This is a genomic window from Massilia alkalitolerans DSM 17462 (assembly GCF_000427785.1).
Taxonomy (GTDB): Bacteria; Pseudomonadota; Gammaproteobacteria; order Burkholderiales; family Burkholderiaceae_D; genus Telluria; species Telluria alkalitolerans.
The window spans coordinates 49930-67923 of record NZ_ATYR01000005.1 but is presented as its reverse complement, the minus strand read 5'-3'; the positions used below and the strand labels follow the sequence as shown (position 1 = coordinate 67923).

The 17994-nt window shown below is 66.5% G+C and carries 14 protein-coding genes and 1 pseudogene; 14 read left to right on the top strand and 1 reads right to left on the bottom strand.

The annotated features are described in order from the left end of the window. Nucleotides 1-4: 4 nt before the first annotated feature. From YWC_RS0107200 to YWC_RS0107155, 10 genes and pseudogenes are all read left to right on the top strand, one after another. Nucleotides 5-1468, top strand: a complete 1464-nt coding sequence (locus YWC_RS0107200; protein WP_027864760.1) for an O-antigen ligase family protein — start codon at nucleotides 5-7, stop codon at nucleotides 1466-1468. Beyond that, nucleotides 1468-2991: an oligosaccharide flippase family protein gene (locus YWC_RS0107195; RefSeq protein ID WP_027864759.1), complete on the top strand. Its 1524-nt coding sequence runs from the start codon at nucleotides 1468-1470 to the stop codon at nucleotides 2989-2991. Before YWC_RS0107200 ends, YWC_RS0107195 begins: the two co-directional genes overlap by 1 nt. A 14-nt stretch (nucleotides 2992-3005) precedes the next feature. Next, nucleotides 3006-4214, top strand: a complete 1209-nt coding sequence (locus YWC_RS28630; RefSeq protein WP_229413035.1) for a glycosyltransferase family 4 protein — start codon at nucleotides 3006-3008, stop codon at nucleotides 4212-4214. After that, nucleotides 4204-5013: a glycosyltransferase family 2 protein gene (locus YWC_RS0107185; protein ID WP_084416343.1), complete on the top strand. Its 810-nt coding sequence runs from the start codon at nucleotides 4204-4206 to the stop codon at nucleotides 5011-5013. The genes YWC_RS28630 and YWC_RS0107185 overlap by 11 nt, the downstream gene beginning before the upstream one ends. Before the next feature lie 55 nt (nucleotides 5014-5068). Continuing rightward, a pseudogene (locus YWC_RS28625) lies at nucleotides 5069-5690 on the top strand (IS607 family transposase). Continuing rightward, a complete protein-coding gene (locus YWC_RS0107175) occupies nucleotides 5684-6880 on the top strand; it encodes an RNA-guided endonuclease InsQ/TnpB family protein (protein ID WP_027864757.1) in 1197 nt (398 codons plus the stop codon). The pseudogene YWC_RS28625 and the gene YWC_RS0107175 overlap by 7 nt, the downstream one beginning before the upstream one ends. A gap of 317 nt (nucleotides 6881-7197) precedes the next feature. Beyond that, entirely contained in the window at nucleotides 7198-9432 is a 2235-nt protein-coding gene (locus YWC_RS0107170; protein WP_027864756.1) for a DUF4962 domain-containing protein, read from the top strand. 114 nt (nucleotides 9433-9546) lie between these two features. Then, nucleotides 9547-10407, top strand: coding sequence for a beta-1,6-N-acetylglucosaminyltransferase (locus tag YWC_RS0107165; RefSeq protein ID WP_027864755.1), 861 nt, complete (start codon nucleotides 9547-9549; stop codon nucleotides 10405-10407). Next, entirely contained in the window at nucleotides 10394-11353 is a 960-nt protein-coding gene (locus YWC_RS28620) for a cation diffusion facilitator family transporter (protein WP_051306300.1), read from the top strand. Before YWC_RS0107165 ends, YWC_RS28620 begins: the two co-directional genes overlap by 14 nt. A gap of 121 nt (nucleotides 11354-11474) precedes the next feature. Further along, entirely contained in the window at nucleotides 11475-12692 is a 1218-nt protein-coding gene (locus tag YWC_RS0107155; RefSeq protein ID WP_027864754.1) for a glycosyltransferase, read from the top strand. On the opposite strand, the gene YWC_RS32710 is transcribed toward YWC_RS0107155, so the two are convergent. Beyond that, nucleotides 12683-12880, bottom strand: a complete 198-nt coding sequence (locus tag YWC_RS32710) for a hypothetical protein (RefSeq protein ID WP_156923548.1) — start codon at nucleotides 12878-12880, stop codon at nucleotides 12683-12685. The two genes, YWC_RS0107155 and YWC_RS32710, sit on opposite strands and share 10 nt — an antisense overlap. Between YWC_RS32710 and YWC_RS0107150 the strand changes: the two genes are divergently transcribed. From YWC_RS0107150 to YWC_RS0107135, 4 genes are read left to right on the top strand one after another with little or no spacing between them, the layout of a single operon-like run. Beyond that, nucleotides 12879-13922, top strand: coding sequence for a glycosyltransferase (locus tag YWC_RS0107150; RefSeq protein WP_027864753.1), 1044 nt, complete (start codon nucleotides 12879-12881; stop codon nucleotides 13920-13922). The two genes, YWC_RS32710 and YWC_RS0107150, sit on opposite strands and share 2 nt — an antisense overlap. A 39-nt stretch (nucleotides 13923-13961) precedes the next feature. Then, nucleotides 13962-15926: a heparinase II/III family protein gene (locus YWC_RS0107145; RefSeq protein ID WP_027864752.1), complete on the top strand. Its 1965-nt coding sequence runs from the start codon at nucleotides 13962-13964 to the stop codon at nucleotides 15924-15926. Nucleotides 15927-15953: 27 nt separating this feature from the next. Further along, entirely contained in the window at nucleotides 15954-17093 is a 1140-nt protein-coding gene (gene wecB, locus YWC_RS28615; RefSeq protein ID WP_051306299.1) for a non-hydrolyzing UDP-N-acetylglucosamine 2-epimerase, read from the top strand. Continuing rightward, entirely contained in the window at nucleotides 17090-17872 is a 783-nt protein-coding gene (locus YWC_RS0107135) for a WecB/TagA/CpsF family glycosyltransferase (protein WP_229413034.1), read from the top strand. Before wecB ends, YWC_RS0107135 begins: the two co-directional genes overlap by 4 nt. Nucleotides 17873-17994: the final 122 nt, after the last annotated feature.

Below are 17994 nucleotides of genomic sequence, written 5' to 3'. Positions count from 1 at the left end.
GCCGATGAACACGATCCTCCCATACATTTATTACTCGCTGCCGTGGGCCTTCATCATCGGCCTGTCGATCGCAGCCGTCGCGGGGATCGGCATCGGCATCGCATGGCCGCGCTTCCTGGTCTACCCCTACCTGGCGGTTTACTTCTGCATGAACTCCACCAGCTACGGGAACATGGCGATCTTCGCCACCCGCAGCATCTACAGCCGCGGTTCCGGACTCCTGCTGTTCGGCCTGGTGCTGTGGTACGTGCTGGGCGCCTGGGCCTGCGCGCGGGTGGCCGCCACCTTCCAGCGCTACCCGACCCCGGCCTGCAACCTGCGGCCCTGGTTCTGGGCCTGGTTCGTGCTGCTGCTCGGCCACCTCGCCGTGGGCCTGATGAACGGCGTCTCCGTGGCCGAGGCGCTGACCCCGCAGGGCTTCTCGAACATCATCTGGATGGCGCCGCTGATCTCGCTGATGCTGCTGTCCTTCCGCACCCGCGAGCACCTGATCGAGCTGACCCATTTCATCCTGATCGTGGGCCTCTGCCGCTCGCTGTTCGGCCTGGTGCGCTGGGCAGCCTTCGGGGGCGACCCGAACAACGTCTATGCCAACATGGGCGCGATCAAGATCCGCCTGACCTTCTTCGACATCAACGACAGCCTGGTGTGCGTCATCGCCTTCGCGATCGCCGCCGTCCACCTGTTCCAGACCGTCAAGACGGATCGCCCGAAATTCTGGCGCAGCATCGAGTGGATGACCCTGATTTCCACCGCGCTGTGCATCCTGCTGTCCTACCGCCGCAGCGCCTGGATCGGCTTCATGCTGGCCTTCCTGGTGATCATGATGCGCTTCCCGCTCAAGCGCCGCATGCAGCTGATGACGGCCGGGCTGCCGGTGGTCGGGGCCGCGCTCACCTACGTCGCGGTGCAACGCCTGTCGCAGACCAAGGGGGCCGGCACCGGCCTGTCCAGCCTGGTCTACGACATGCAGTCCAAGCGCTTCGGTCCCGAGAGCGAGCGGGTGCTGGAACTGAAGTTCGCGCTGGGCGACTTCCTGGCCAACCCGATCACCGGCATCGGCACCTGGGGCAGGTACACCGGCTACCAGTACATCTCGTGGCAGCAGAACCCGGACGGCGGCCTGTTCCTGCATAGCGGGGTGCTGCACATCGCGCTCAAGAGCGGCCTGATCGGCACCGTGCTGCTGTTCGGCACCCTGATCACCTTCGTGCTGTTCGCACGCCGCGCCCTCAAGCAACTGCCGCCGGAACTGCTCGGCCTGGCCACCGCCGGGGTGGCGGGGCTCGCCTTCATGATTCCCGATTTCCTGATCGGCACGCCGTTCCCGCAGGTACGCACCAGCCAGATGCTGGCCGTCTGCATTGCCCTGCCTTACCTGGCCATGGCGGTGGCCAAGGCGGCGCCGGTGACCAGGCCCGCAATGAAACCCTTCACGCCGCCGCGTCCCCACCTGGTGCCCGCCTGATGAACCTGCGTCTTGCCCGTAACGCCTGGTCGAACCTGCTCGGCGCGGCCATCCCCGCGCTGGTCATGCTCGGCACCGTGCCGCTGGTCGTCAAGGGACTGGGCGATGCCGGCTATGGCCTGTATTCGCTGGTCACGGCCATCGTCGGCTATTTCGCGGTCATCGACATCAACGTCACCGCCGGTTCGGTCAAGTACATCGCCGAGCACAATGCGCGCAAGGACGAAGACCGCATCTTCGAGACCGTCTCCTTTGGCCTGGCCACCTACACCGGCATCGGCCTGCTGGGCGCGATCGGCCTGTTCTTCAGCGCCGGCTGGCTGGTGGAGGGTGTGTTCGCGGTGCCCGAGCGCCTCGTTCCCGAAGCGGTCGCCACACTGCAACTGGCCGCGCTCGGCTTCCTGGCCGGCCAGCTGCAGAGCTACCTGAACAGCGTGCCGCAATCGCTGATGCGCTACGACATCTCGGCGCGCCTGGAAATGGTGTTCGGCACCCTGGTGCCCCTGGCCACCGTCGGCGTGCTGCTGCTCGGCTACGGCCTGTTCGAGGTGATCCTGCTGCGCGTCGCCGCCAGTACCCTGCATTGCACGATCCTGTGGGGCGCGATCCGGCGCCTGCTGCCCGGCCTGCGCTGGCGCTGGCCGGGAGCGCAGTTCCGCAATGCGCTGCTGGGCTTTTCGGCCTATTCCTTCCTGTCGCGCTTCGCCACGCTGTCGTACGCCCATGCCGACAAGCTGATCATCGGCGCCCTGGTGGGCGTCACCGGGCTGGCCTATTTCACGGTGGCGGCCACGCTCGCCAACCGCGTGCTGAGCCTGACCTTCCGCCTGTCCGGCGTGTTCTTCCCGGCGGCCAGCGCGCTGGCCGCCAGCGGCGAATATGCGCGCCTGGACCGCGTCTACCTGAAGGCGACCCGCTACGTGGTCTTCCTGAACGCCGCGATCCTGGTGCTGGTGGCCGTGTTCGCCCACCAGATCCTTGGCTACTGGATGAACGAGGACTTTGCCGGCGCCGGTGCGCTGGTGCTGGCCGTGATGGCGCTGTCGCAGTTCGTCGATTCGCTCACCAGCTTGCCGTCACTGGTCAACGACGGCATGGGCCACCCGCGCGTGTCCGGCCTGTTCGCCGTCACCCGCGCCCTGGCCGGCCTGGCCATCGTCTACACCGGCGTGGCGGGCTGGGGGATCGACGGCGCCGCCTGGGGCCACTTGGTTGCGTCGCTCGTGTTCACCAGCATCTTCCTGGTCTATGTCCATGGCCGCACGGTGCCGACCACCCTTGGGCGCCTGCTGGGCCAGGGCTATGTGCCGGGCCTGTTCGGCGTCGCCCTGGTGGCGGTCGCCGCCACCGCGGCCGAGCAGCTGTTCGACCGCGGGGCCTGGGATTTCGTGTTCATTCTCGGCGTGACCGTGCTGCTGCTGGGTGTGCATGGTGCGCTGTTCGTCGTCGAGCGCGACGACCGGCTGATGGCGTGGTCGCGCCTGAAGTCGGGCTGGTCGCGCTGGCAGGCGAAAGGAGCCTAGATTTGCGGATACTGATGGTCTCGGAAGATTTGCCGGGCGCCCAGCTCGGCGGCCTGGCCAAGCATGTCGTCACGCTGTCGAATGCCCTGCTCGAAGAAGGCCACCACGTGGACATCATGGGCCGCTCCGACCGGGCCCACCCCGGGAGCGCCGAGGAGATCGGCTTCCAGGGCCGGTTCGTCCCCGGTTTCGACTTCCGCCGGGTCGGCTGGAAGGAAGCCCAGCTCGGCTTCTTCAATCCCGCCAAGCGGCCCTGGTTCGCCGCCAGGGTGGCGCGCGCGCTGTCCGAGCATGCCCGCAGGATCGGCAACTACGACGTGGTGCACTACCACGGCCACCTGCCGATGACCGGGCTGTACGTCGACCCCGGCCTGAACTTCGTCCAGACCCGCCACGACCAGGGCAGCGAATGCGTGACCCACCTGCGTTTCAAGGACGACGCCGTGTGCCTTGAAACCTCGCCCCGGGCCTGCGCCGGCTGCGCCCACGCGGCGCCGGGGCCGGTGCGCACCCTGTTGTCCGGCCACGCGGTGGCGCGTTACCGCGGCGAGACCGAGCGCAGCTTCGCGCAGCACAAGACGATCTTCGTGTCGGACTTCCTGCGCCGCCAGTTCCTGCGCACGCTGCCGCATGCCGACCTGTCGCGCTCGCGCGTGATCCACAACTTCATCAACTACCGCAAGCTGGCGCGCCTGGCCGCCAGCAGCGGCGCGCCAAGGCCGGGGCAGGTGCTGCTGGCCGGGCGCATCGATACCGGCAAGGGCTTCGCCGAATTCCTGGCCGCGGCGCGCGGACGGCTGCCTGCCGGGGCCCGGCTGCTGGTGGTCGGCGACGGCCCGCTGCGCGCGCGCCTGGAAGCCGAGTATGCGAGCGAGCAGATACGCTTCCTCGGCTGGCAGCCGAACCAGGAAGTGGTGGCCCTGACCGCCACCAGCCATGCCTGCGTGGTGCCTTCGGTGTGGGAAGAACCCTGCGGCACCACCATCCTCGAAGCGCTGGCTCTGGGCCGACCCTGCCTGGCGCTGGCGCGCGGCGGCAATCCCGAGCTTGCCGTCTACGAATCCTATTCCGGCCAGTTGCGCCTGGCCACGTCGATGGAGGAGCTGGTGGAGCTCCTGGTCGACGAACTGGCGCAGCCGGCTCAGGCGCGTCCATTGCCGGCAATCGCCGGGATGGACGTTTTCCAGGCCCTTCCCAAGATCGTGGACTTCTATGCACAATAATGCTTCGACCCCTGTCGCCGCCAAGCCGACTTTTTCCATTGTTACCTGCACCTGGAACAGTGCCGCAACCCTGGCCGACACCCTGGCCTCGGTGCAGGCCCAGACCTGCCAGGACTACGAACACATTTTCGTGGACGGCGGCTCCACCGACGGCACCCTCGACATGATCGCGGCCTATCCGGGCAACAAGCGGGTGCTGCGCGACGTCGGCGGCGGCATCAGCCGCGCCATGAACCAGGGCATCGAAGCGGCGCAGGGCGAATACATCGCCCATTTGCATTCGGACGATTATTACAACGGCCCCGACGTGCTGGCCACTGTCAAACGCGCCTTCGACGAGGCCCGGGCGGCAGGCCAGCCGGTGGATTGGGTGTACGGGAACATCCAGGTGCTGAAGGACGGCAAGATGGTGCCGCCTTATGCGATGCCGGTCTTTTCCTATCGCTCCTTCGTGGCCGGGCGCAGCTCGATCCCGCACCCGGCCGTGTTCATCCGCAAGTCGGCCTTCGAGCGCGTCGGCGCCTTCGACGAGAAGCTTAAGTACGCGATGGACATCGACCTGTGGCTGCGCCTGGGCGCCGAGTCGCGTCCGGCCATGATCGACCAGCCCCTGACCGTGTTCCGCGACCATGCGGGCAGCGTGTCCTCGGCCAACCGCCTGAAGGCGCGCCAGGAGGAATTCAACGTGCGCCGGCGCCACATGGACAAGGCGCCGCTGGCCTTCGGTATTTACTGCCTGCGCTACCTGAAACGGGTGCGCGAACTGCAGGCCGAGGCGCGCGCGGTGCCGGCGCAATGAAAGGGGATTAACAGTTCACAAGGAACTTACCTATCCTTGGCTAGTCTCATTCAATTTGAATAGGTTCGTGCCCATTACCACTGCTGCGAGCGTTTTAGGCGTCTCGGCCAGCATCTGCGGCGTTGGGAAGCCAGGGGCAAGCTTGTCCCATCCCTTACGCAGAGCGGCCAGCGGCGCTATGATCTCGCTACCCTGCGTCCCAAGTCGAACCATGCTGCGCCAGCATGACGCCGCACGATCGCGCATGCGCGCGTGTCCGGCGTTGATCTGAACGCGGATTTGGAGCGCCAGAAGCAGGTGCTGGAGCTGTACTGCGCCAGTCAGGGCTGGACATTCGACGTCATCGCCGACCTCGGTTCGCGCATGAACTGTCATAAGAAGGGCTTAAAACCTTGCTCGACAGCATCCCGGATGGACAGGCCGGACGTCTTGTCCTTACGCGCAAGGACCGGCTGTTGCGCTTTGGTGCCGAACTGGTGTTTGCCATCTGCGAGGCGCGCGAACTCGAAGTCGTGATCATCAACCCGGGGCAGGACAGCAGCTTCGAGGAAGACCTGGCAAATGACGTACTGGAGATCACCACCGTGTTTTCAGCCCGGCTCTACGGCAGCCGCAGCCACCGGAACCGCAAGCTGATCGAAGGGGTGCGGCAGGCCGTGCAGGAGGCGCAATGCTGACGGCGCACCGGATCCGGCTCGATCCGAACAGGGCACAGGCCAGCCACCTTGCTCGTGCCGCCGGAACGGCCCGTTTCGCCTATAACTGGGCACTGGCTGAGTGGCGCCGGATGTATGCGGCCAGCCTGGCTGATCCTGCACTGCCAAAGCCGAACGAGGCTGCCCTGCGACGGCGCCTGAACGCCATCAAGCATGAGCAGTTCCCATGGATGCTGGAAGTCAGCAAGAATGCGCCGCAGATGGCGATCATGCAGCTCGGCCGTGCCTTCGAAAACTTCTTCGCCAAACGGGCACGCTATCCGAGGCCGCGCAGGAAAGGCCGGCATGACCGCTTTACCTTGACCAACGACCAGTTCCGCGTCGAGGAAAAGCGCATCTGCATTCCGAAACTGGGCTGGGTACGCATGCGGGAAACGCTGCGTCTTGCCGGTCATATTGTCTCGACAACCGTGTCCCGCGTGGCCGGGCACTGGTATGCCAGCATCACCGTCGACATGGCCGATGGACTGCCCTTGCCGCCAGCCGAAAACCAAGGCGCGGTGGGCGTGGACCTGGGCGTGAAGACGCTGGCCACGCTGTCCAACGGTGAAGCCGTCGTTGGACCGAAGGCACTGCGCTGTTCGCTCAAGCAGTTGCGCCGCCTCGGGCGTGCCTTGTCACGTAAAGTGAAGGGCTCGCGCAATCGGACCAAGGCAAAGCTGAAACTGGCCAGGCTGCACGCTCGCATCGCCAACTTGCGGCGCGATGGCCTGCACCAGCTCACGACCAGCATCACGCGGCGTTTCCACACAATCGTCATCGAGGACCTGAACGTGAGAGGCATGCTGGGCATGCGCAGCCTTGCGCGCGCCATCGGCGACATGGGTTTTCACGAGTTGCGGCGCCAGCTGGAATACAAGGCCGCACGGCGCGGCAGCCATGTCATGGTGGCGGATCGTTGGTACCCGAGCAGCAAGCTCTGCTCGTGCTGCGGTTACCAGCTGGAAGCGCTCGCGCTGAGCGTGCGCCAGTGGCGCTGCCCTGGCTGCGCCACGCTGCACGAGCGCGACTTGAATGCGGCGATAAATTTGAAGAATCTGGCGGTGAGTTCCACCGTGTCGGCCTGTGGAGGGATCGGCTCTGACCCGGCGCGCGAGCGCAGGGTGAAACCGGTCCCAGCGAAGCAGGAATCCAACAGCAAGCAGCATTAGGCAGAATGGCTAGCGTTGCGTAAGTTTGGAGGAACAGTAGCTTTCTGACAGCTTTGCAGTTTTATCTTTTCAGGCGGTTTACGACCGTTAGAAGCCTGCAAATATTGTTCGGTAAAAGTTGAAATTCTGTCGTGGGATTTCTGCAAAGCAACCAAAAAATCTGTGATTTCTTTGGGGAATTTGCCTGTGCTCAACTTACTTTGGGGTAGCATAACTGCTTCAAGTAAGTCGTTTCTTCAGAGCATCAAGCGTTCTCAAGCCCTGCCGGCAAGCCCGGCCTGGCGCACGGATTTCAAGATTTTTTTCGGAGTACCCACATGCAATTTCAACGGAAGAGCCTGGTCCTGATGGCCGCCGTCGCCTCGCTGTTCGCGAGCGTTTCCGCGCGTGCCGACTGGGTCCAGTCGACCGATCCCCTGGTCGTGCAGGCCAAGCCAGAAATGAACTCGGTGCAGGCGCAGAATCCACCTGGTTTCACCTGGGCCCGCCACGCGGCCGGTCCGGCCAGCTACGAGGTCGAGGTCACGCCGGTGGGCGGCACTCCGACCCGCGCCGTGGTCGACCGCAACTGGTACCTGCCGACCAAGGCGCTCGCCCTCGGCAACTACACCTGGCGCGTGCGCCCGGTGGGCAGCAACGAATGGTCCACCCCGCGCAACTTCTCGATCACCAGCAAGTCGACCAAGTTCGAAGTGCCGGACAACGCCACCCTGCGCAGCCGCATCCTGTCGAAAGCGCGTCCGCGTTCGCTGCCGAACTCGGTGACCCCGTTCTCGACCTGGAACTATGCCAAGCGCACCACGCTCGAACCCTACCTGAGCCGCCTCGGCAACGAAGTCAAGGCCCAGGTCAGCGCCGTGCCCAGCCTGACAGACTCGCGCTGGAACATCGTCATCAGCTCGCCGCTGACCGCCGCCATGGCCTCGCAGCAGACCGACGTGCGCCAGCGCATCAACGAAGCGACCCGCCAGATGGAAGCGGCGGCGCTGATGTACAAGCTGAAAGGCGAGACCGTCTACCTGACCGAAGCCCTGCGCCGCGGCGATGAGCTGGCCGCGCTCAATCCATCGGGCCCGACCAGCTACGCCAACCAGGACCAGGCTACCCGCCAGATCGCCTGGGGCCTGGCCAAGACCATCGACCTGCTGGGCGGCGCGCTGGACGGCACCCGCAAGGCGCGCTGGCTCGGTTCGATCAAGATCCGCACCACCGAGATCTACAATAACCTGGCCGGCGACAACGGCCGCCTCGACCAGTACCCGTTCGACTCGCACGGCAACACCAGCCTGGTGTTCCTGGTCCTGATCTCGACCCTGACCCTGGGCGACATCCCGGACGCCGAGAAGTGGTTCGACTTCTCCTTCCGTGCCTATGCCCTGAGCCCGAACCCGTGGAGCGGCCCGGAAGGCGGCTATGCCAACGGCACCGCCTATGCCGAGTACGCGGCCGGCTACCTGCTGGCCCTGTGGGATCCGCTCACCCAGGCCAGCGGCGTGAACTTCTTCGGCAAGCCCTGGACCCTCGGCTTCCTCGACTTCGCGATGGAATTCACCCCGCCGGGCGCGCGCACCCACGCCTTCGGCGACGCCTCCGAGACCAAGCCGGACGCGCGCGTGTTCCGCGCCTTCGCCACCCGCATGTGGTCGCCGCGCGCCGCCTGGTACGTGAAGAACACCACCGGCATGGAAGACGCGATGTCGCTGCTGCAGGCCGAATACCCGCTGCCGGTGAGCTACACCACCTACCTGGAGGCGCCGCAGAACTCGGCCTATTACCCGAGCATCGGCTGGGTCGCCATGCACAGCGACCTCGGCTCATCCTCGCGCATCTCGACCTTCTTCAAGTCCAGCCCCTACGGCTCGTTCAACCACAGCCACGGCGACCAGAACGGCTTGCTGCTGTCGATCGCCGGCCAGCCGATGCTGGTCAAGGCCGGCTGGTACGACTGGTACGGCTCGCCGTACTGGACCGACTGGTACCACCAGACCCGCTCGCAGAACGCGATTACCTTCGACGGCGGCAAGGGCCAGATGGTGACCGGCTACCGCGAGCAGCTGCAGCGCAACGGCAGGATCACCGCCTTCACCGCCCAGCCGAGCTATGACTATGCCGAAGGCGACGCCACCCCGTCGTATGGTGGCCAGCTGACCATGGCCAAGCGCCAGGTCTGGCACCTGCGCAACGCCGGCAACGCCATCCTGGTGCGCGACCGCCTGTCCAGCACCGTGGCCCGCACCTACGAGTGGAACATCCACACGCCGGTCATCATGACGGTCGAGAACGGCCAGAACGTCAAGGTGGTGGCCGGCAACCAGTCGCTGTGCCTGCGTTCGCTGAACGGCAACGCCAACTTCGCCAAGTGGATCGGCCCGGGCGCCAAGACCAACGTGGTGGAAGACCACGGCGCCTTCTACCTGAAGGCCGATGCCAACGCCACCGCCGAGTACCTGGTGCTGCTCGACGTCGGCTGCAAGAAGCCGGCCGTGAACATCTCGACCTCGGGTTCGGTGCGTACCGTCACCGTGGGCGGGCAGTCGGTGACGATCAACTAAACCTCGCGCTGCGATCTGCGCGCGCCATGCTAGACTCGGCGCGCGGCACAAGTCCCCTGCGGCTCAGGCTGCAGGGGACTTTTTTATTGGCGGTCGCCAAGGCGGGAGAGAGCGATGAAGCAGGTGTTCCTGATCTGTGCGCACAAGGATGTCGACCAGCTCAATGCGCTGGTCGCGGCCTTGTCCGACCCCGACTTCACCGTCTACGTCCACCTCGACCGCAAGAGCGCGCTCGACCCGGCCGCGCTGCATCGCGCGGCCCGGCTGGTGTCGCCGCGCATCGACGTGCGCTGGGGCGGCTTCTCGCAGGTGCAGGCGACCCTGGTGTCGCTGCGCCAGATCCTGCGCGAGCAGCCCGACTTCGACAAAGTCATCTTCCTCTCCGCCCAGGACTTCCCGCTGCTGCCCAATGCGCTGCTCAAGCGCGAGCTCCTTCGCTTGCGCGACCATGAGCTGCTGGAGACGGCGCCGATCCGCGCGGGCGGCTGGAACGTGGCGTTCCGCTACCAGTTCTTCTATCGCGAAGGAGGAGGGCGCCTGGAGCGCCTGGCCTGCGGCCTGGCCAACCGCGTCCTGCGCGCCACCGGGCGCCGGCGCAGCATGCCGGACGGCTTCGCGCCGCATGGGGGATCGTCCTGGTGGGCCCTGTCGCGCGACTGCGTGGCCGAGGTGCTGCGCCTGGCCGACGCCCACCCGCGCCTGATGCGCTTCCTGCGCACCGTGCAGTGTCCGGACGAGATGCTGTTCCAGACCCTGGTGATGGGCTCGCGCTTTGCGGACCGGGTGCTGTCGGATAACTACCGCTACGTGCAGTGGCCGGAGCAGGGCGCGCGCAATCCCAAGGTCCTGGACGCCGGCGACTTCGAGCGCATCCGCGCCTCGAACGCCCATTTCTGCCGCAAGCTGGACAGCCGGGCCAGCGCCGCCCTGCTGCCGCAACTGGTGCAGTGGAAGGAAAGCCGTGCCGCCGCCTGAGGAGTCCGGCCGCGCAGGCGAGACGCCGCGGCGCGGATCCCAGAAGGTCATCTATGCCGCGATCGTCGCCAACCTCGGAATCGCGACCGCCAAGTTCATTGTCGCCGGCGTCACCGGCAGCGCCGCCATGGTGGCGGAAGGCATCCACTCGGCCGTGGACACCGGCAACGAATTCCTGCTGCTGCTGGGCGAGCGGCGCAGCCGCCGCCCGGCCGACCGCAAGCATCCCTTCGGCTATGGCAAGTCGATGTACTTCTGGGCCTTGATCGTGGCCTTGTCGGTGTTTTCGCTGGGCGGCGGGCTGTCGATCTACCACGGGCTCGATGCGCTGGAAAACCCGCCGCCGCTGGAAGACCCGCTGTGGAACTACGTCGTGCTGGGCGTCGCCGCGCTGTTCGAAGGCTATAGCTGGAACGTGTCGCGCAAGGCCCTGAATGCCGTACGCAAACCCGGCACGACGCTATGGCAGGCGGTCCGCGCGAGCAAGGATGCCTCGGTCTTCACGGTCTTCATCGAGGATTCGGCCGCGCTGCTGGGACTGGCGATCGCCGCGCTCGGCATCGCGCTAGGGCATTATTTCGACAATCCGTACGCCGACCCGGTCGCCTCGGTCCTGATTGGCGTCCTCTTGATCGGCGCGGCCATCATGCTGGCGCGTGAAACCGGCGCCCTGCTGGTCGGTGAAAGCATCGACCGCGACCAGCTGGCGGCGCTGTATGCGCTGTTCCGCCGCGAGCCGGCGCTGGACAGCGTGAGCAGCCTGCGCACCATGCAGATGGGGCCCGAGGAAGTGCTGCTGGCGGCGTCGGTGCAATTTCGGCGCGGCATGCGCATCGACGAGGTCGAGCAGGCGATCGCCCGGATCGAGACCGCGGTTGCCAGCGCGCATCCGGTGATTCGCCAGATCTATTTCGAGGCGTCGGCGCTGCGCACATCGATGCGCTAGGAGCGCAAAGCCGGCTTTTTGCCCGCCTGTGTGCTCTAGCGCACATATGCGTGCCGCGCCCGATCCGTGCTCGCAAGACCTTGCGCTAGAATCGGCTGGCCTCGCTCATCCTGAGAAACGTATGCGCAAGCCCCTGTCCATCGCCTTCATCGTCCGTGATCCACTTCCGCCGCTGCGCGCCGACCTGGCCACCCTGTTCGGCGCCGAGATGCCGCGCTATGGCGTGAATACCGAACTGGTGGGCCAGGCGGGCAGCGAGGCCGGGGCGGCGTGGCCGGCGGGCGGCATGCACACCGTGGGCAGCCTGAAGTCGCGCTTCGCCGCGGTCTTGTCGCCCCTGTGGGACCTGCGCGGCCTGCTGCGCGCCAGGCGGCGCGGGCGCCCCGACTGTATACAGGTGCGCGACAAGATCGCCTCCGGCCTGCTCGGGCGGATCGCCGCCGCCGTGCTGCGCGTGCCCTTTGTTTACTGGATGTCCTTCCCGATCGTCGAAGGCTTCGAGGTGCGGCGCGACGAGATCGGCCGCCGCGGCAAGGGACTGCTGTGGTGCGGCCATGCCCTGCGCGCCTGGGCCTCGCGTTTCGTCATCTACCGGCTGGTGCTCCCCGGAGCGCGCCACATCTTCGTGCAGAGCGAGGCCATGGCCGACTGGATGGCGAACCAGGGCTTCGAGCGCACGCGCATGACCGCCGTGCCGATGGGAGTCGATGCGGCGCTGTTCGATCGCAGCACCGTGGAGCCAGTCATCGATCCGCGCCTGGATGGCCGCCGCGTCATCCTGTATCTCGGCCGCATCGCCCAGGCCCGCCGCTCCGACTTCCTGCTGGACGTGGCCGAACAGCTCAAGGACGAGTTTCCCGACCTGCTCCTGGTGCTGGCCGGCGACGCCGCCTCGAACGACGAAATGGCCTGGATGCGCGCCGAGATCGCGCGCCGCGGCATCGACGAGCACGTGCTGCTGACCGGCTGGCTGCCCCAGCGCACAGCGCTAGGCTATGCGGTGCGGGCCGAGGTCGGGCTGTCGCCGATTCCGCGCAGCACCCTGTTCGACGTCTCCTCGCCGACCAAGCTGGTCGAGTACCTGGCGCTGGGCATCCCCAGCGTCGCCAACGACATCCCGGACCAGCAACTGGTCATCGACGAGAGCAGGGCGGGCTTGTGCGCGCCGATGGAGGCCGGCCCCTTCGCGGCAGCGGTCAGGCGCCTGTTGCAGGACAAGGCGCTCGCCGCCGAGTTAGCGAAACGTGGTCCAGCGTACGTAAGAAGCCACCGGACCTATGCTATTCTGGGTCGGATTGTTGTAGAAACGTACACAAAAATCCTGCCTGTTCAGAAGTGAAAAAGCAACACTTCAGTCCGGCAGGCATCGTATCGTGCGCTTCCTGGAGTAAATACCGTTGTACTATCCAAAACAATTTCTAATTTGCAAATATCTTTGCAGGGACCTGAAGGAAGGGCGAATGGCATGAACCGGGCATCGGCACCAGCAGCGCCAGCGGCGACGCACTCATCGCCGAAAGTGCTCATGCTGGGTACCGAGCCTGGCGGACGCGGCGGTGTCGCCACTGTGGTCTCGCTGCTGCGCCAGAACGGCTTGTTCGAACGCGAGGGCGTCTGCTACGTGCCGACCCATGCCGAAGGCAGCCGCGCCGCCAAGGTCGGCGCCGCCTTCAAGGGCTTGCTGCGCACCCTGGTTTGCCTGGCACGCCGTCCCGAAGTCGTGCATGCGCACGCCGCCTCGAACGGCAGCTTCGTGCGCAAGTCGGTGCTGCTGGCCCTGTCGCGCGCGAGCGGCGCCAACACCGTCTTTCACCTGCACGGCGCCTGCTTCGACCGTTTCATCGAGGCTTCCGGCCCGCTGATGCAGCGCTGGATCCGCCACACGCTCGAGAAAAGCTCGGTCGTCATCGCGCTCTCCAGCCGCTGGGCCGGTTACCTGGAGGGCTTCGCGCCACGCGCGCGCGTCGTCGTGATCCCGAACTCCGTGCCGCTGCCGCCGCCGGTGCAAGAAGCGCCCGAGCCGGGCCGCATCCTGTTCCTCGGCCAGGTCGAGCCGCGCAAGGGCATCCATGAATTGCTCGAGGCGCTGGCGCTGCTGCGCGAGCGTTTTCCGCATGCGCATCTGGCGCTCGGCGGCCAGGGCGAGCTGGACAAGGCGAGGCGCCGCGCCCTCGAGCTGGGCGTAGCAGACCGCATTACCGAGCTGGGCTGGGTCACGGCCCAGCGCAAGCAGGAGGAACTGGCGCGTGCATCCATCTTCTGCCTGCCGTCGCATGCCGAAGGCTTGCCGATGGCCTTGCTGGAGGCGATGGCGGCCGGCAAGGCGGTGGTCAGCACCGGCGTCGGCGGCATCCCGGATGCGCTGCGCGACGGCGACAACGGCTTGATGGTCGAGCCCGGCAACGTGGCCGCGCTGGCGGCCGCCCTCGGACGCCTGCTCGGCGACGAGGCGGAGCGCAGGCGCCTGGGTGCGCGCGCCCGCGCCACCATCGAACAGGAATTCGAGTCCGGCGTCGTGATCGGACAAATATCAGCGGTGTACAGGCAACTGCGGGAGCTGCGCAGCTAACTAGAACATCGCGACACATCGCAGGGTGAGGGGAGAGCTATGAACGCAACAGTGAGGTTGGGATGGCTGGTGAACCGGCTGCGCTGCATGTCGGTCGCCGAAGTGGGCTACCGTGTCCGCCAGGCGGCCGCCACCAAAATGGGCCGGCGCATGGCCGGCCGCACGGCGCCCGCGCCGCTGCCGCGCGCGCGCACGCTGGCCGTGAGCGGCGCCCCCACCCTGGAGCGTGCCGAGATCGAGGCGCTGCTGCTCGATGCCGACCGCATCTGCGCCGGCCACGTGGTGCTGTTCGCCGAGCGCCGCTTCGACGTCGGCGTGCCCACCGCCTGGAACCGCGATCCCGACACCGGCGTCGTGGGCCCCTCGGTCTATGCCGGCGACATCCCGATCACCAACCGCGAACTGGTCGGCGACATCAAGCACGTGTGGGAGCTGAACCGCCACCTGCACCTGGTGCGGCTGGCCCAGGCCTGGGCAATCACGCGCGACCCGCGCTGGCTGCATGCGCTCGAGCAGCAGCTGCGCAGCTGGCTGGAGCAGTGCCCGCCGCTCACCGGCCCCAACTGGACCAGTTCGCTGGAACTGGGCATCCGCCTGATCAACTGGAGCCTGGTGTGGCAGCTGGTGGGCGGCGAGAACAGTCCTCTGTTCGAAGGCGAGTCCGGGCAGAAGCTGCGCGAAGACTGGCAGGGCAGCATCCACGCCCACTGCCGCAGCATCGCGCGCCACCTGTCGCGCCATTCCTCGGCCAACAACCACCTGATCGGCGAGCTGGCCGGCCTGTATGTCGGCGCCAGCACCTGGCCGTGCTGGAAAGAGTCGGCCGAGTGGCTGGAGCAGGCCCGCCGCGAGCTCGAGCACGAGGCCGTGCTGCAATTCTCGCGCGACGGCGTCAACCGCGAGCAGGCTTTTGCCTACCACATCTTCTCGAGCGAATTCCTGTTCGTCGCCGGCCTGATGGGCCAGGCCTGCGGCCAGCCCTTCCCGCGCCCGTACTGGGCTTCGCTGCAGCGCGCGCTGCGCTTCCTGCGCTCGGTGCGCGACGTTGGCGGCAAGGTGCCGGCGGTGGGCGATGCCGACGACGGCTGCGTGTTCCGCCTCGACGCTTCCGGCATGGACCGCGCCGCCCAATTGCTGGCGCTGGGCGACACCGTGTTCGGCGCCCATTCTGACAACCATCCGGGCGTGCGCTGGCTGCTGCACGCGTTGCCCGGCCCGCGCCCGGACTGCGACCCGCACGAGGTCGACAGCGGCTGGGCCTTCCCGGACGGCGGCTACCTGCTGTTCGGCAACCATTTCGGCGAGCACCAGGAAATCAAGGGCATGCTCGACTGCGGCCCGCTCGGCTACCTCGGCATCGCCGCCCACGGCCATGCCGACGCGCTGGCGATGACGCTTTCGGTGGCCGGCGAGGAGTGCCTGATCGATCCCGGCACCTATTCCTACTGGCAGGATCAGAAGTGGCGCGATTACTTCCGCGGCACCTCCGCCCACAACACGGTGCGCATCGACGGCCAGGACCAGTCCGTCAGCGGCGGGCGCTTCATGTGGCTGCGCAAGGCCCAGGCCCGGATCGACCGCATGCCCAGCAGCCCGAACGACTTCGACTTCCGCGGCTCGCACGACGGCTATACCCGCCTGTCGGACCCGGTGCGCCACATGCGCAGCGTGCGCTTCGACGGCGCCAGCAATACCCTGACCGTGCGCGACGAAGTCTCGGCGCGCAAGCAGCACAAGGTCGAGCTGTTCTGGCACTTCGCGCCCGAGCTCGACGTGCGCCTGACCAGCCACGGCTTGTCGGTGCGCGGCAAGCGTTTCGTGCTGCAGATGCAGGCCAGCGGCGCCGACCTGCAGCTCGAACTGGTGCGCGGCGCCGAGAACCCGCCGCTCGGCTGGTGCTCGCGCACCTATGAATCGAAGCGCCCCTGCGAAGTGCTTCGTATCACGACGGTATCGTCCGCCGTCCCCGTCGAATGCAGGTTTACAATAACGTTCCTGCATTAACAAAAAGTTATCATTAGGAAATTCCCGATGCTGATATATCTCGTTGCTGGTGCCCGTCCCAACTTCATGAAGATCGCACCGATCGTGCGTGCGCTCCAGGCTTCCCGGTCCGGGAATGGCCTGTCCTTCAAGATCATCCATACCGGACAGCACTATGACCGCGAGATGAACGACGTCTTCTTCGAGGAACTCGGCATCCCGCAGCCGGACGTGTTCATGGCCGCCGGCGGCGGCAGCCACGCCCAGCAGACCGCCAAGATCATGCTGGGCTTCGAGGAACTGTGCGAGAAGGAACGCCCGGCCGCGGTGCTGGTGGTGGGCGACGTCAACTCGACCCTGGCCTGCTCGATCGTGGCCAAGAAGCTGCAGATCCCGGTGGCCCACGTCGAGGCCGGCCTGCGCAGCGGCGACATGTCCATGCCCGAAGAAATCAACCGCCTCGTCACCGACAGCATCTCGGACTGGTTCTTCGCCACCGAACCGGCCGCCTGCGAGCACCTGCGCCGCGAGGGCAAGGCGGAATCGAGCGTGCACTACGTCGGCCACGTGATGGTCGACAACGTGCTGTACCAGGCCGACAAGCTGGCGCAGGCCGACACCTCCGGATTCGAGACCAGCGCCTTCAAGGCGCAGCAGGGGCGCTACGGCGTCGTGACCCTGCACCGCCCCAGCAACGTCGACGAGCCGGCCACCTTCGCCCGCATCGCCGGCGCGCTCAAGGAGATCGCGCAGGACCTGCCCCTGATCTTCCCGGTCCACCCGCGCACCCGCGCCAACATCGAGAAATTCGGCATCGACCTCGGCCCCAATGTCACCCTGGCCGGCCCGCAGGCCTACATGGCCTTCCTCAACCTGTGGAAGGACGCGGCCGTGGTGCTCACCGACTCCGGCGGCCTGCAGGAAGAGACCACGGCGCTGGGCGTGCCCTGCATCACGATTCGCGAGAACACCGAACGTCCGGTGACGGTCGACGAAGGCACCAACGTGCTGGCCGGCACCGATCCCGAAGCCATCGTGCGCGAAGCCAGGAAGGTCTTGCGCGGCGAAGGCAAGCAGGGCCGCCGGCCGCAGCTGTGGGATGGCCGGGCGGCCGAGCGCATCGTCGCGGTCCTGGCAAGGGAACTCGCGGCACGCGATGCCACCCCCATTGCAAAGGAAGCCGCATGAACGCACACACCACGCAAGCCACCCACGACCGCATCACCCTGATGGGCTGCCAGGTCGATAACCTGACGATGGAAGAAACGCTGGGCAAGGTCGAGGGCTTCATTCAGTCCGGGCTGCCCCACCAGCACGTGGTGGTCAACGTGGACAAGCTGGTCAAGGCCAGCCGCGACCCGGAACTGCGGCAGATCATCAACGATTGCGCGCTGGTGAACGTGGACGGCATGCCGGTGGTGTGGGCCTCGCGCCTGCTCGGCAAGCCGCTCAAGGAGCGGGTCGCCGGCGTCGACCTGTTCGAGGCCCTGATGCGGCGCGCCGGCGAGAAGGGCTGGCGCGTGTTCCTGCTGGGCGCGCGCGAGGAAGTCGTCAGCAAGGTGGCCGAGACCTATACCCGCAAGTACCCGGCGCTCAGGCTGGCAGGCTACCGCAACGGCTACTGGAAGGGCGAGGAGGAAGAGCGTGCGGTGGCGGAGCAGATCCGTCTAAGTAATGCCGACCTGCTGTTCGTGGCGATCAGCTCGCCCAAGAAAGAACAATTCCTCGGTAAATACCAGGCCCATATGCGAATTCCCTTCGCGATGGGCGTCGGCGGCACCTTCGACGTCGCGATCGGCAAGGTGAAGCGGGCCCCGCTGTGGATGCAGAAGTCCGGGCTCGAATGGTTCTACCGTTTCCTGCAGGAGCCGCGCCGCATGTTCCGGCGCTACTTCATCGAAGACATGGCCTTCATCGGGCTGTTCTGCAAGGAAGCACTCAAGGGCAGGCAGGCCGGTCAGGGATAGGGCGGCCGCAGAAGCCGCCCGCACAAGAATACAAAAAACCCCAAGACAAGAGTATGCGGAGACCGCATCATCGTGCCGGACCGCTTCCTGGCGGCCGGCGCCGTTTTGTGCGTGGGTTTTCG